This is a genomic window from Mycoplasmoides pneumoniae FH, assembly GCF_001272835.1.
Classification (GTDB): domain Bacteria; phylum Bacillota_I; class Bacilli_A; order Mycoplasmatales; family Mycoplasmoidaceae; genus Mycoplasmoides; species Mycoplasmoides pneumoniae.
Genome location: NZ_CP010546.1, coordinates 645,279 through 656,732 on the forward strand (window position 1 = coordinate 645,279; position 11,454 = coordinate 656,732).

16 protein-coding genes are annotated in these 11,454 nt (G+C 38.1%); 10 read left to right on the plus strand and 6 right to left on the minus strand.

What is annotated here, in order from left to right; translation table 4 throughout:
• The first annotated feature begins 8 nt into the window (after window positions 1-8).
• Window positions 9-527: a Holliday junction resolvase RecU gene (recU, locus tag F539_RS03010; protein ID WP_010874885.1), complete on the plus strand. Its 519-nt coding sequence runs from the start codon at window positions 9-11 to the stop codon at window positions 525-527.
• On the opposite strand, the gene F539_RS03015 is transcribed toward recU, so the two are convergent.
• Complete coding sequence (locus F539_RS03015) at window positions 524-853, minus strand: HU family DNA-binding protein (protein WP_010874886.1); 330 nt, start codon at window positions 851-853, stop codon at window positions 524-526. The genes recU and F539_RS03015 overlap by 4 nt on opposite strands.
• A 148-nt stretch (window positions 854-1,001) precedes the next feature.
• Here F539_RS03015 and F539_RS03020 point away from each other — a divergent pair, with 148 nt between their 5' ends.
• A complete protein-coding gene (locus tag F539_RS03020) occupies window positions 1,002-1,412 on the plus strand; it encodes a DUF1951 domain-containing protein (RefSeq protein ID WP_010874887.1) in 411 nt (136 codons plus the stop codon).
• On the opposite strand, the gene clpB is transcribed toward F539_RS03020, so the two are convergent.
• From clpB to F539_RS03035, 3 genes are all read right to left on the minus strand, one after another.
• Window positions 1,409-3,556, minus strand: a complete 2,148-nt coding sequence (gene clpB / locus F539_RS03025; RefSeq protein WP_014325586.1) for a chaperone protein ClpB — start codon at window positions 3,554-3,556, stop codon at window positions 1,409-1,411. The genes F539_RS03020 and clpB overlap by 4 nt on opposite strands.
• Window positions 3,557-3,731: 175 nt before the next feature.
• Window positions 3,732-4,580, minus strand: a complete 849-nt coding sequence (locus tag F539_RS03030; RefSeq protein ID WP_014325587.1) for a phosphotransferase family protein — start codon at window positions 4,578-4,580, stop codon at window positions 3,732-3,734.
• Between the two features lie 7 nt (window positions 4,581-4,587).
• Window positions 4,588-5,760 (minus strand): acetate/propionate family kinase, encoded by a 1,173-nt coding sequence (locus tag F539_RS03035; protein ID WP_014325588.1) that lies wholly within the window; start codon window positions 5,758-5,760, stop codon window positions 4,588-4,590.
• A 68-nt stretch (window positions 5,761-5,828) separates the two neighbouring features.
• Between F539_RS03035 and F539_RS03040 the strand changes: the two genes are divergently transcribed.
• From F539_RS03040 to ruvB, 4 genes are all read left to right on the plus strand, one after another.
• Entirely contained in the window at window positions 5,829-6,038 is a 210-nt protein-coding gene (locus F539_RS03040) for a hypothetical protein (protein ID WP_014575020.1), read from the plus strand.
• Window positions 6,039-6,100: 62 nt separating this feature from the next.
• Window positions 6,101-6,523 (plus strand): MPN534 family protein, encoded by a 423-nt coding sequence (rrlB, locus tag F539_RS03045; protein WP_010874891.1) that lies wholly within the window; start codon window positions 6,101-6,103, stop codon window positions 6,521-6,523.
• Between the two features lie 5 nt (window positions 6,524-6,528).
• Window positions 6,529-7,149, plus strand: coding sequence for a Holliday junction branch migration protein RuvA (gene ruvA, locus F539_RS03050; RefSeq protein ID WP_010874892.1), 621 nt, complete (start codon window positions 6,529-6,531; stop codon window positions 7,147-7,149).
• The gene (gene ruvB, locus F539_RS03055) at window positions 7,124-8,047 is read left to right on the plus strand and encodes a Holliday junction branch migration DNA helicase RuvB (protein ID WP_014325589.1); all 924 of its coding nucleotides are present in this window, start codon (window positions 7,124-7,126) and stop codon (window positions 8,045-8,047) included. Before ruvA ends, ruvB begins: the two co-directional genes overlap by 26 nt.
• Here the strand turns inward: ruvB and F539_RS03060 are convergent.
• Window positions 8,033-9,271, minus strand: coding sequence for a Y-family DNA polymerase (locus tag F539_RS03060; RefSeq protein ID WP_014325590.1), 1,239 nt, complete (start codon window positions 9,269-9,271; stop codon window positions 8,033-8,035). The two genes, ruvB and F539_RS03060, sit on opposite strands and share 15 nt — an antisense overlap.
• A gap of 117 nt (window positions 9,272-9,388) precedes the next feature.
• On the opposite strand from F539_RS03060, the gene rplJ reads away from it, so the two are divergent.
• From rplJ to rpmF, 3 genes are read left to right on the plus strand one after another with little or no spacing between them, the layout of a single operon-like run.
• On the plus strand, window positions 9,389-9,874 hold the full coding sequence (gene rplJ / locus F539_RS03065) for a 50S ribosomal protein L10 (RefSeq protein ID WP_010874895.1): 486 nt from the start codon (window positions 9,389-9,391) through the stop codon (window positions 9,872-9,874).
• A gap of 37 nt (window positions 9,875-9,911) precedes the next feature.
• A complete protein-coding gene (gene rplL, locus F539_RS03070; protein ID WP_014325591.1) occupies window positions 9,912-10,280 on the plus strand; it encodes a 50S ribosomal protein L7/L12 in 369 nt (122 codons plus the stop codon).
• Between the two features lie 6 nt (window positions 10,281-10,286).
• Entirely contained in the window at window positions 10,287-10,460 is a 174-nt protein-coding gene (gene rpmF, locus F539_RS03075) for a 50S ribosomal protein L32 (protein WP_014325592.1), read from the plus strand.
• Between the two features lie 9 nt (window positions 10,461-10,469).
• Here the strand turns inward: rpmF and rpsT are convergent, their stop codons facing one another.
• Window positions 10,470-10,733, minus strand: a complete 264-nt coding sequence (gene rpsT / locus F539_RS03080; protein ID WP_014325593.1) for a 30S ribosomal protein S20 — start codon at window positions 10,731-10,733, stop codon at window positions 10,470-10,472.
• A 60-nt stretch (window positions 10,734-10,793) separates the two neighbouring features.
• Here rpsT and F539_RS03085 point away from each other — a divergent pair, with 60 nt between their 5' ends.
• The gene (locus tag F539_RS03085) at window positions 10,794-11,450 is read left to right on the plus strand and encodes a DUF5385 domain-containing protein (protein ID WP_010874899.1); all 657 of its coding nucleotides are present in this window, start codon (window positions 10,794-10,796) and stop codon (window positions 11,448-11,450) included.
• Window positions 11,451-11,454 lie beyond the last annotated feature (4 nt).

An 11,454-nucleotide genomic window follows, 5' to 3' on the forward strand; every position in this document is an offset into this window, starting at 1 on the left:
TTCAAGTTATGATTAGCGCTAACCGTGGCATGTTTTTGGAAACAATTGTTAACCAAACAATTGTACGACTAGGAGATCATCCAGATATTTGACTCGAAAAGCGTTATCTACCGATTCAACCAACTGCTTTTAAAGAAACCCGTGTGCAAGGAGCATTAACAGCGCAAAAGAAATCGAAAACTGACTATTACGGTGTTTATAAAGGCGAAATTTACTTTGACTTTGAAACTAAACAAACTAATAAAAGTAATTTTGCTCTAGCGCAGTTAGCAGAACACCAACTCAAACACCTTAAAAGAATTAATGAGATTGGTGGTATTAGCTTTTTGTTAATCTATTTTCAGGTACAAGACCTCTTATATGCGTTGCATACCAAGGATCTCTTGCAGATGATCGAAGCGCAAAAGGGTAAAAGTAAAACAATTAAGCGTGACCTTATTGATCAAAAAGCACAAAAGATAAATCTAATCTACCCAGGGGTTATAGATCTAATTGATGTAATAGAAAACTTTATAAAAGACTCTTAGTCTGCGTATTTTCAGCGTACCTTAGCAGCCGTTTCCTTAATGGTTTTGCTTGGACTGTAACGCACTAATGGTTTTGGTGGAATGTGTTTCATTTCACCAGTTTTCATGTCTTTTTGAATTCTAGCGTTACGAATCGTAATGCGTAATTTACCCAAATTTTCGGGCAAAATGCAAACGCTACGACTTACTAATTCATTAAGTAAGAGGGTGTTGAGGTATTTAAAGATCTCTTTTATCTTAGCCTCTTTTACTCCAGTAGCTACTGCAATAATCTTGTTAATTTCGCTACGAGACAATGGCTTACTCGATGTTGTTGTTTTTTCCATTAAGTTTTAAGTTCAAAGTTTGAAAATCCAATTTGATTATAAAAACGGAGGAGAATCAAATTAAACGCGTTTTATTTTATTATTGTTCCAATCTTTAAAAGGTTGCACTTTTAAAGGTTAAATTTGACAAAAAGTTTTCCTTATAAGTATGGAACCAAATAATTTAAAAGAAGAGCTAGTTTCAGTCTTTGAAAAAGCTTGTTCTTCACATAAAGAAAGGCTTGATTTTATCTGTTCTGTAAGAGAAAGCGATACCTTTTCCAATGTGGATGTACCGCTAGCTCCTATTAAAACTATTATCGAAATTGCTAAAAACGAGGAAAATCAAACCGAAATTCTCAAATTAGCGATCGAAAACATTAAGACTCTATCAACTGTTGGGTCTGGTCAATACATTGCATCGCACTTCTCAACCCATAACGAAGTTGCTATTATTTTCTGTATCTCTTACTTTTTGTATCACTTCAACTTCTTGCACGATGAAAACAAAAAGCAGTTGCTAAAACGTGCCTTTGAAGCAGTTGCTGAAAAAATAGCTGACTACTTAAACGAAAACTAAGATTTAACCTTATTGGCTACTATTGCCACTTTATCTTTCTCAACTATTACGTTGTAACTAACATCTTTAGTAATAATACCTTCCAGAATTTGCTTGGCAATTAGAGTAGCTATTTGCCGATCGATAAAACGTTTAATTGGTCGAGCACCAAACTGTTCGTCGAAACTAGATTTGTAAATAAACTCATTTAACTTAGGGTCAAACGTGAACTTTAAGTTTTGTTTAGCTAATCTTTGATTTAATTGATCCAATAAATTTGTAATAATTTCTAAAACGGTTGTTTTTTGCAATACGCTAAAGAAAACGATTTCATCAATCCGGTTAATAAATTCAGCACGGAAGTGTTTTTTTAGTGCTTCCATCGCTAAATCGCGTTTGTTTTCCATAATGTAATTGGAACCCAAGTTGGAAGTCATAATTATCATCGTATTCTTAAAGTTAACTAAACGACCTTGAGAGTCCTTTAAAGTACCATCATCTAATACTTGTAAAAGAATATTAGTTACATCAGGGTGTGCTTTTTCAATTTCATCGAACAGAAGCACACAGTAAGGTTTGCGTCGGACTGCTTCAGTTAGTAAACCAGATTGTTCATAACCTACATATCCAGGAGGCGCTCCGATTAACTTAGCGACCGAATGCTTTTCCATGTATTCACTCATGTCAAAGCGAATCATCGCTTTTTCATTATCAAACAAGACCTCTGCTAGTGATTTAGCCAATTCCGTTTTACCAACACCAGTAGAGCCTAAAAAGATAAAGGAACCAATTGGCCGGTTAGGGTCATTGAGGTTTACCCTTCCACGCATAACGGTATTGACCACTGTCTCCACGGCCGCATCTTGACCCTTAACCCGTTTTTTTATTTCATCACCTAAATGCAAAAGCTTTTCCTTTTCGGTTTCTAACAGCTTCTTTAAGGGAATACCGGTAGCTTGTGATACTACTTCGGCCACTTCGTTTTCTGACACTTCTGTCTTAAACAAGTCATGTTTGGAATCAACATACTTTTTCTGTGCTTGTTCTAATTGGTTTTTAAGTTTGGGGATGTCATAGTAAAGAATCTTAGAAGCAGCTTCATAGTTACCTTCCGTTTGGTAGAGCTCTAAGCGTGTTTGCAAATCCTCAATTTCCTTTTTGAGCTTGTTAATGCTTTCAAAGTTAGTTTTCTCCTTTTTTCATTCGGCAGTTAGAGAATCACGCTTTTTCTTTAACTCATCTAACTGTTGTTTTAGATTGTCTAAGTGTTCTTGTTTTTTCTTGTTATCAGCATTTTCCTTATCTTGTTTTAAAGCGGCATATTCAGTTTCTAAGTTAATAATTTCCCGCTTAAGGGTGTCAATTACCACTGGCTCTGAAGCCATTTCCGTTTTAATCTTGGCACTAGCTTCATCAATTAAATCAATCGCTTTATCGGGTAAATTACGATCAGGAATATAACGTGCTGACATTTCTACAGCAGCTACCAAGGCACTGTCAAAGATGGTGAGGTTATGAAAAAGTTCCCAACGGGTCTTCAAACCCCGCATAATGGTAAGTGCTTCTTGTTGACTCGGTTCACTGACAAGGATCTTCTGGAAGCGCCGTTCTAAAGCGCCGTCCTTCTCCACATATTCACGGTACTCTTTCAGTGTCGTGGCACCAATAACCTTAATTTCACCGCGTGCTAACATTGGTTTTAAGATGTTGGCAATGTCCATGGCACCACTACTGGAGTTACGACCTAGCCCCACTATTTGGTGGATTTCATCAATGAATAAAATAATCTTGCCATTTGATTCTTTGACTTGCTTTAAGATACCGTTAACCCGTTTTTCAAACTCACCTTGGTATTGGGTGCCAGCAATTAAACCAGACAACGAAAGTTCATAAATTTCAACATCACGCAAGTTTAAAGGCACGTCATTATTAACTACCCTTCTTACAAATCCTTCAACAATGGCGGTTTTCCCGACGCCTGGTTCACCAATTAAAACGGGATTGTTCTTGTTTTTCCGGCTTAAAATTTCAATTAAGCGTCGAATTTCGTTGTCGCGACCAATAATAGGATCAACCTTATTTTTGAGCACCTCATCGTTAATGCTACGCCCCATTTCCTTTAAGAAATCACGCTTATCTGGTGTTGGTGTAAAACTAAAATCCATCTATTTTATCCCCTTTCTTTGTTAATAGGCCAATTATATAAAATTAGCACTCGAATGGCTTGAGTGCTAACGAGTGGGCTAAAGATTTACCTTTTTTGGTGGTTATAAAGTAAAAGAGAACCAACCCCCAAGTGCTGCTCTCTTTCATTTATAAAGACGGTTTTGAGTTACTTAACTAGTACAACGGAATTGTTTTGGCAATCTTCCAAGTATTAGGGAACAGTGCCTTTAAAAAGTAGTTCAAGCGCTTTTGCACCCACTTTTTGTAATCAATAATTTGCTGTGTTTGAGGCATAATTTCAGTTCACTGAAAGGCAAACAGCAACACGTAAATTACCGTTTCAAAAACTAGTTTTTTGTCTAAGCTACCGTACAAGTCAATAATTTGGTTGGCTGTTTCAATTGTCAACTCTTCGCGAATAATGTTGGCAATCTCATAGTAAGGGTTGTCCACACAAGACCACTCAAAGTCAATTAAAACGACCTGCTTTTTTGGGGTATAAACCAAATTATCAAAGGTGGAATCGTGGTGACACAAGGTTTTGGGAATCGCTTTGTGTTTATCTGTTAATTCCACATACAGTTTTTTGTAAAAGTCAGGTAGCTTGGTTTGGTTAAAGTAAATTAACGGATCGAAGATTCAAATTTCATTAGCAAACTGTTTTCACTCGACTGCATGTACTTTTTTTAAAGAAGCCACTAGTTGTTCTAAAAACAGCCTTGTGGGACGTTTTGGTTGTTTTCCTTCAATCCACTTCTTAATGGCATTACCGGTAGTTACATCAAAGTAAACAAAGGGGTTACCAAAGATGGGGGTCACTAAGTCCAGGATAATTTGCTCGTTGCGTCGGTTCAACGGTACATCTTTACGCGCTAACCTGACTTGGTACTTACTCCCATCTTTCAGTTCTGTAAAAAAGGAAAAATTAGTAAAACCCGAGTGGATTTGTTCCACATGAGCTACAGCAGTTGGTTGGAGGTTTAACTTTTCACAAAGAAAAGCAATTGCATCGCCCTTATTCATCTATTAACTATTTTTGAGTTAGTCGAATGGAGTCTTCCACAATCATTAACTCTTCATTAGTACGTACCCGGTAAATCTTGTACTTACTTTGGGGCGTGGATACCACACAGCTATCACCGTACTTGACAAACAGTTTTAGATCAGTCGCAAAGCCTAATGATTTAACGGCGTTAATAAACAACTCTACACAATCACTAGCATTCTCGCCAATGCCACCAGTAAACACTAAACCATCAATGTTGCCTTCCAATTGGTTCAAGTATTTAGCAATGTAATCCGCTACCCGGTTAACATACATTTTGATAGCCACAGCGTTTTCTTGGGGTTTAGCGAAAACATCACGCATATCCGATGCACCAGTTAACGCCAACATCCCTGATTTTTTATTAAGCGCATTGACCACATCACTAGCACTCATGTTTTCCTGTTCTGCTACATAACCAATAATGGCAGGGTCAAGGTCACCACTACGGGTTCCCATAATAAGACCTTCTAGCGGGGTGAATCCCATTGAAGTATTAAATGACTTACCATTCTTAATGGCACAAACACTCGCACCGTTACCCAAGTGACACACAATCAGGTTCAGGTTTTGCTTGTTCAAGTGCTTTTCTAAATAGTTATTAATGAACTTGTAAGAAGTACCATGGAAGCCATAACGACGTACTAAGTGTTTTTGCTCCCATGAACGTGGTACCGCATACAAGTAGTTTTCTTGGGGAATGGTAGTGTGAAAGGTTGTGTCAAAGACTGCCACATTCTTAGCACTAGGAACTTCTTTGAAAAAGATTTCAATCACATCAGCCTCTGGCTTGTTGTGCAGTGGCGCTAACTTAATAAATTCCTTAATTTTAGCGAGTGCTGCTGCATCTACGATCACCGAATCCTTAAAGTAGTTAGCGCCCTGCACCACGCGGTGACCAACTAGAGTAATGTCACTAAGTTCCTGGATAATTTTGTGCTTTTTAAGTGTGTTTAAAAAGTGGGTTACAGCGGCGTGGTGGTCGGGGAAAGCTACTTTTTCTTCAACCTTCTGTTCGTTAAATTCAAGTTTGAAAAAACCATCGACAAAAATTCGTTCACAAAGGGCTTTAGCTAGGACTTTTTTGTGATAATCAAACAATTGGAATTTGATCGAGCTACTGCCAGCATTGACTACTAAAATTTTGTTGTCGTTCATTTTTATCTAATAGGTAACAATAATAAAATATTAGTAATAAGTCCTCATTTTTTCTCTAATAACTGTCAATGAGTGCTAAAACTTCATATATTGTGGCTGCTGTTTCGACAGCTGTAGGTATTATTCTCTACTTTATCTCTTCCCTCATGGGGGTAATTGGTGTAAGTAATGATAAGACCTTAATCATTGTCTTTTTTGTACTAGCTTCAATCATCATTATTAACGCCTGTGTTTTTTGAATTATTTACCTGTTCAAAAAAAGAAACGTAGTCAAATAAAAAAGTTTGGCGCTTTAAATTCTCCTTACACATTCATTTAGATAGGAGCGAATAAATGTGTAATGAATACTTTTAAAGAAACCCTCTTTTCATTAAAGAAAAGTAATTATTTGTTGAATGAGAGTGCTCAAATTCTCAATGATTGTGTAGTAAATAACAATGAAATCGATGAACGCTTACGCAATTCGATTAAATTTGCCCTTGGCATTATTAATTTAGCTAGTTACTGTCTTAAAAACGAACAAGAACAGCTAGACCATGAACTCAACCATGGTAATGAAGCGCCCTGGGAGTTTAGTTTCAATGAAGCTGAACAACTAATAGAATGCACTGTCAAAAATAACTTTGGCAACGAAAAACTAGTGGATTTAATTTTCCACATTGGTGATGCCATGGAGACTTACCGTACCACTAATATTAAGTTTAGAGTACCCAAGTCTTACTATGATGCCAAACAGCAAATTAGAAAGGTAATTAAAAACTAAGGACTATGATTGCGTCAATTTTTGGAAAAATTACCTTTGTTGGTAAGCGAAAAATTATTGTTGAAGCCAATTGTATTTCCTATTGGTTTAATGTGAAAGAAAACCATAGCTTCGAAAAGAACTTGGAAAAACCGCGCCAGGTCTTCTGTCAGATCATTAAAAGAATGGTTACGAACCAGATCTTGGAAGAGGGCTTTGCCTTCAATACCTTAGAGGAAAAGGAATGGTTTTCGAAGTTCATCGAACTCAATGGCATTGGTAGTAAAACTGCTTTAAACTTGCTCAATAACAACCTCGAGGAAATGCGTGATTATATTAAAAACAGTAACTACCATGCCTTGACTAAGTTAACTGGTTCTAACAGTAAGGTAGCTCGCGCATTGCTGGCACTGGAACTGTATGACCGAGACGATGGTGGTAAACGGATTAAACCCAACACTGCCATGGCCAATGACTATGATGAGATGTTTGACACCTTAAAGTCGTTGGGCTATAAACCCCAAGATATCCAAAACGCTTTGAGCAAAATTGAAATTAAACCTAACTTTGATGTAAGTGAAGTGATTGCTGAAGTGATTAAGTTAATGTCTTTCCAGAACAATGAAGTTACAAATAAAACCGCCTAACAATTTCGCTGAGTTTGTCGGTAAACAAGAAATTATTAACCAAATTCAACTCAGCATTAAAGCGTCCCGTATCAATAAGGCGCAGTTGGACCACATTCTTTTATACGGTCCACCTGGCGTTGGTAAAACCACATTAGCTCGCTTAATTGCGAGTGAAATGAACACCAAACTGCAAATTATTCAGGGTGGGCACTTACAGCGACCGAGTGATTTTCTCAACGCCGTTTCCCTCATTAAAAAGGGTGATGTACTGTTTGTGGATGAAATCCATGCAGTAGCACCCAGTGTGATGGAGTTAATGTTTCCCGTGATGGATGATTTTCGCGTCCAAGTCTTAATTGGCAAGGACTTTAATTCCAAGATGGTGGAAATGAAAGTTAATCCGTTTACCTTAATCGGAGCCACCACTCAGTTCGGTAAGATTATCAACCCGCTGGAAGATCGCTTTGGGATGATCCTTAACATTGACTACTACAGTAACCAAGAGATCGAGCGGATTGTAAGCATCTATGGTGAGCAAATGGAGTTGGAATTAAAACCGGAAGAAATTACCCAGATTACCCAACACAGTAAGCAAACCCCGCGGATTGCCATTCGAATTGTCAAGCGTTTGTTTGAACAGAAAATAGTCAACAAAAAGATTGATCTGGCTGCTCTGTTCAAAAGCTTAATGATTTACAAAAATGGTTTACAGAGCATTGATGTGCAATATCTCAAAGCACTCAACGGGCAGTACGAGCCTCAGGGTATTAAGTCAATTTGTTCGATGCTAGGGATTGATAAATCCACTGTCGAAAACAAGATTGAGCCCTTCTTGCTGCGGGAAAACATGATCCAAAAGACCAAGAAAGGGCGGATCATAACCCGCACTGGGCGTAATTATTTAACTAGCTGCTAACTTTTTGGCACGCTGGATAATCTCATAACCAAAGCTTTGGTTAATCTCATAGATCATTTGATCTAAAGCAAAGTGAGCAGTCTGTTGTTTAGGCTTAGCTTGCTGATACTCATAAAAAAGTAACCCTTCTGGTCTTGAACTGGAGGGGTTATTTTTTAATCCAAAAAAACTCACGCCAATTAAGCGGATGTTAAGCCCCACACCCATTAATAGCCTGTTAAAGAGCTTTTTGACTATTACGAGTAGGGTTTGGTAATCAGCGGTGTATTTCTTGATCGATTGAGAGTGGGAGTTGACAATAAAGTCATTGCTCTTTAACTGCACCACTACTCCCTTGCACATTTGAAAGGACAGTTGTAACCTAGCATACAACTCGTTGAAAATACTAGTGAGTTTTTGCTGGAGTTGATTGGAAGAGTAGTTCAAATCTTCCAGCGTTTCACTTACAGCAATTGAGCGACTTTTGACATCCTGCTCGCTTTGCGTATAAGTTTCACCCAAAGCCACAGCGTGCAAGCTTTCCCACGCAATACCAAACACCCGTTTGAACAAGGTCACATCTTTACACTTAGCGAGGTCTCCAATCTTGTGAAAATTATTTTTAAAGGCGTTGTCAAGTTGTCGTTTGCCTATCCCAGGAAGTTCCACAATTGGTAAGGGTCAGAGTTTGCGTTTAACTTCCTTGCTAAAACAGCTTTTAACCCCAAACGGTTTAGCCTGATTGGAAAAGATTTTCGCTAGGGTAAATTGGTTGGAAATACCAATGGAGATGTGAAAGTTTAACTGTTCATAAACGTGGCGCTGAATCCGTTTAGCCAAACTAAATGCTTTACGGGGTGAAAGGTCACGAAAACACACAAAGCCCTCATCAATCGAAAGGGTGTGTACCTCTAGGTTAAACTGCTCAGCAATCATGGCAAAGATCTTAGCGGAATACTTGCGGTAGTTACGAAAGTGTGATGTGGCAAAGATCGCTTGGGGACACAATTCCAAGGCCTTAGCAATTGGCATGCCCGACTTAATGCCATAGCTCCGGGCAAGGTAATTACAAGTCGACACCACACTCCTAGATGTCCGGTTACCGACAATTAAAGGTTGATTTTTGAGCTCGGGGTTTTCTATCTCTTCTACTGATGCAAAAAAGGCATCAAAATCAAAATAGAAAAAAAGCAGATTAGGATCAGCTTGTATGGTTGGATCTAAATATGTAAAAGTGCCGATCATGTTAATTTAGTTATGTTATTATTAACCTGCAATAAACCAAAGAAAATAACGAGTTTTTAACTTTAAAAAAGTTATCGAGGATTATCATCGTTTGTGCTATTGCAAAAATAATTTCTGATGGAAGCTAAAAAAGATAAAGCTCAGCAGGTTGCTGATGTCTCCCATTTGCTTTCAACCAGTGCAGGATTTGTCATTTTTGACTATACCAGCATGTCAGCAATTGAAGCGACTTCTATTCGCAAGAAGTTGTTTAAGAATGGCAGCAAAATTAAGGTAATTAAAAACAATATTTTGCGCCGTGCTTTAAAAGCTGGTAAGTTTGAAGGAATTGACGAAACTGCCATTAAAGGCAAATTGGCGGTTGCTGTTGGAGTGAACGAAATTGTAGAAACGTTGAAAGCTGTTGACGGTGTGGTAAAGGCGAAGGAAGCGATGAACTTTGTTTGTGGTTACTTTGACAACCGTGCTTTTAACAGTGCTGATTTAGAGAAGATTGCAAAACTGCCAGGACGAAACGAACTTTATGGGATGTTTCTCTCGGTATTACAAGCTCCATTGCGCAAGTTCTTATACGCTTTGGAAGCAGTTAAGGCTGCAAAATAATAAACCCCTCATAAATAATTAATAAGTAAATATAAAAATGGCAAAACTAGATAAAAACCAATTAATTGAATCGTTGAAGGAAATGACCATCATGGAAATCGATGAAATCATTAAGGCTGTAGAAGAAGCTTTTGGAGTATCGGCAACACCTGTAGTAGCTGCTGGTGCTGTTGGTGGTACACAAGAAGCTGCTAGCGAAGTGACTGTGAAAGTTACTGGTTACGCTGACAACGCTAAATTAGCTGTGTTAAAGCTTTACCGCGAAATTGCTGGTGTTGGTTTAATGGAAGCTAAAACTGCTGTGGAAAAACTTCCTTGTGTTGTTAAGCAAGACATCAAACCTGAAGAAGCTGAAGAACTTAAAAAGCGTTTCGTTGAAGTTGGAGCAACTGTTGAAATCAAATAATCAACAATGGCAGTACAACAACGACGCTCAAGCAAACACCGTCGTGACAAAAGACGTTCCCACGATGCACTAACAGCTCAAGCGCTGAGTGTTTGCCAAAAATGCGGTAAGAAAAAACTGTCCCACCGAGTCTGTTCGTGTGGAATGTATGGTGATCTGAGAGTAAAAAAGGCTTATTAAAAGCCTTTTTTATTTGCCTTCAACAGCTGTTACTTGTGTTTTATTTAAAACAGCAGCGTTGCGTGATTTTAAACGACGCGCACGATTAGTAGAAATAATACCTTTACGTGCTAAGCGATCTGCTTGGGAATAAACATTACCAAGGTTGTCTAGGTTAATTTCCTTGTGAAAATTCTTCACGTTGGTCTTTAACTTAGTTTTCTGTCCCTTGTTATTCAGATTACGTTTAATGTTTTGTCGTAAACGTTTTTCGTTCGATTTGATATTAGCCATTTAGGTTTTTTCGCGATTCACAGTATATTATTATCTTACTAATGTAGCTAACAATCATAAATGAATGGTGGTGGACAACAGGGTGGTTTTTTTGGCCTACTCGTCATAATTATCCCTGTCATATTGTTGATTGTCTTTTTCTCTAAAAAGAAGAATTCACAAAAAACAGAGTTTGGTGGTGAAGGGGGCAGCCGTGCTTCCAAAAAAGATGAAGTTTGAAAGACAGTAAAGCAATTTCTCCAAGAACAAAACGAACGCGGCAAGGAAATTATCAAAACTTTTGTCGCTAAGAATCCTAATCCCTTGCACTCCAGGAAAGACCGGCAGTTTTTTAACCAAGAAGTGCAAGCTTACATTACAGCCCATAACTTAAGCAAAACAGCAGCCAAGCGTTACCGTCACGAGCAATTAAAACTCAAACAACGTGAACTGTACTGCATTTACTTCATTACCAAGGACGCTAAAACCAGCGTTTTTGATGAAGCACGCATTATTGAAGCTGAAGTTTACCAAAAGCCCAATAAAACGGGTAAGGGTGCACCAGAACGTTTAATTCGAATCTTAGGATTGAAAAACTTCAATGACGAAATGAAGTGGATTCAACCACTAATGGATCGCGAGGAAAAACGAAAGGAAAAAGAAGAGAAACGCAAGCGGGAATTGGCAGCACGTCAGTTAAAAAGACAAGAAAAGAAAAAACAAAAAACTTCCAAATAACAAG